Raw genomic sequence first — 2,012 nt, forward strand, 5'->3', positions numbered from 1 at the left:
GGCCTGACGTCCAGCCCACCGAACCCCTGGCGTACGCTGGGCTGGTCCGTCCACAACCCTTACGAAAGGGACGCCCGGTGACCGAGAAGGCCGACCTTCAGCCCATCCTCGACCGTGCAGCCGCCGGTGGTCGGATCACCCCGGACGAGGCACTCGTGCTGTACCGGGACGCCCCGCTGCACGCCCTGGGCGCCGCCGCCGACGCCGTACGCCGCCGCCGGTACGCCGGGACCGAGCACATCGCGACGTACATCATCGAGCGCAACATCAACTACACGAACGTCTGCGTCACGGCGTGCAAGTTCTGCGCGTTCTACGCCCCGCCGAAGGCCACGGACAAGGGCTGGACGCGCGACCTGGACGACATCCTGCGCCGGTGCGCGGAGACCGTCGAACTGGGCGGCACGCAGATCATGTTCCAGGGCGGACACCACCCGGACTACGGCGTCGAGTACTACGAGAAGCACTTCGCCGCGATCAAGAAGGAATTCCCGCAGCTGGTCATCCACAGCCTGGGGGCGTCCGAGGTCGAGCACATGGCCCGGATCTCCAAGGTGAGCGTCGAGGAGGCCATCCAGCGTATCCACGCCGCCGGGCTCGACTCCTTCGCCGGTGCCGGTGCCGAACTGCTGCCCGAGCGGCCCCGCAAGGCCATCGCCCCGCTGAAGGAGTCCGGCGAGCGCTGGCTGGAGATCATGGAGATCGCGCACGGACTGGGCGTGGAGTCCACCTCCACCATGCTCATGGGCACCGGCGAGACCAACGCCGAGCGCATCGAGCACCTGCGGATGATCCGGGAGGTCCAGGATCGCACGGGCGGCTTCCGCGCCTTCATCCCGTACACCTACCAGCCCGAGAACAACCACCTGAAGGGCCGCACGCAGGCGACGCTCTTCGAGTACCTGCGGATGATCGCCATCGCGCGGCTGTTCATGGACAACATCGCCCACATCCAGGGCTCGTGGCTGACCACGGGCAAGGAGGTCGGGCAGCTCTCCCTGCACTACGGCGCCGACGACCTCGGCTCGATCATGCTGGAGGAGAACGTGGTGTCGTCGGCCGGTGCCAAGCACCGGTCCAACCGGATGGAGATCATCGATCTGATCCGGAAGGCGGGCCGGGTGCCCGCCCAGCGCGCGACCACGTACGAGCACCTCGTCGTCCACGACGACCCGGCGAACGACCCGGTCGACGACCGCGTCGTCTCGCACATCTCCTCGACGGCCATCGAGGGCGGCACGGCTCACCCCGAGCTGAAGCTGCTGGCCCCCAACTGACCCGACCGTGCTGACGATCCACGCCGCCCCGCTGGTCCTCCCGGCGGGCGCGGCACCCGGTATGGACGGACCCGTCGTGGACGGAGCCTTCGTGGACGGAGCCGTCGTGGTGGACGGCGACCGGATCACGAGCGTCGGGCCGTACGAGGACGCCGTCGACAGCGCGCCGGGCGCGCGGGTGCGGCGCTGGCCGGGCGTGCTCACCCCGGGTCTGCGCCAGTGGCACCCGCTGTGGCTGCTGCGCCAGTGCTATCACCCCGACCCGCGCGAGGCCGGTGAGCTGGGCGAACAGCCCCTGTGGGGTGAGCGGCTGGCCGCCCTGGGTGACCTCACCGAGACCCGTTGGTCGGGCAGCGTACGCCGCGGTGTGCAGCGGATGCTGCGCTACGGCACGACGGCCGTCGCGTCGCCCGGCGCCCGCTTCCGCGACCCGCTGGTGGCCACGGCCGTCGCCCGGTCCGGGCTGACCGTCGTGGGGACCACGGGGGCTCCCGGCACCCTTCTCGGTGAGCGGCCCGACCTCGATCCGTTCGCCGAGGGGTACGACCTCGCGGGTACCGTGCACGGGCCGCTGACCGTCGGCGGCCGGGCCGACCTGGCCGTGTTCGACGTGCCCGACGGGACGGCCCTGCGGGAGCACGGCGCGGTGACCTGCGTGGCGACGGTGCTGGCCGGCCGACTGGTGTACCGGTCCCGCTGAGCCCCGGCCTCAGCCCGCGAACCCCTCGCCGAACG

Annotated in this window: 2 protein-coding genes; both read left to right on the forward strand. The window is 71.2% G+C overall.

The window, feature by feature from the left end; genetic code table 11:
• Window positions 1-77 precede the first annotated feature (77 nt).
• On the forward strand, window positions 78-1,277 hold the full coding sequence (gene mqnC, locus C1J00_RS42545) for a cyclic dehypoxanthinyl futalosine synthase (RefSeq protein WP_102914134.1): 1,200 nt from the start codon (window positions 78-80) through the stop codon (window positions 1,275-1,277).
• A 7-nt stretch (window positions 1,278-1,284) separates the two neighbouring features.
• Window positions 1,285-1,977: an imidazolonepropionase-like domain-containing protein gene (locus C1J00_RS42550; protein WP_102914135.1), complete on the forward strand. Its 693-nt coding sequence runs from the start codon at window positions 1,285-1,287 to the stop codon at window positions 1,975-1,977.
• Window positions 1,978-2,012 lie beyond the last annotated feature (35 nt).

It is taken from the genome of Streptomyces cahuitamycinicus, assembly GCF_002891435.1.
Classification (GTDB): Bacteria; Actinomycetota; Actinomycetes; order Streptomycetales; family Streptomycetaceae; genus Streptomyces; species Streptomyces cahuitamycinicus.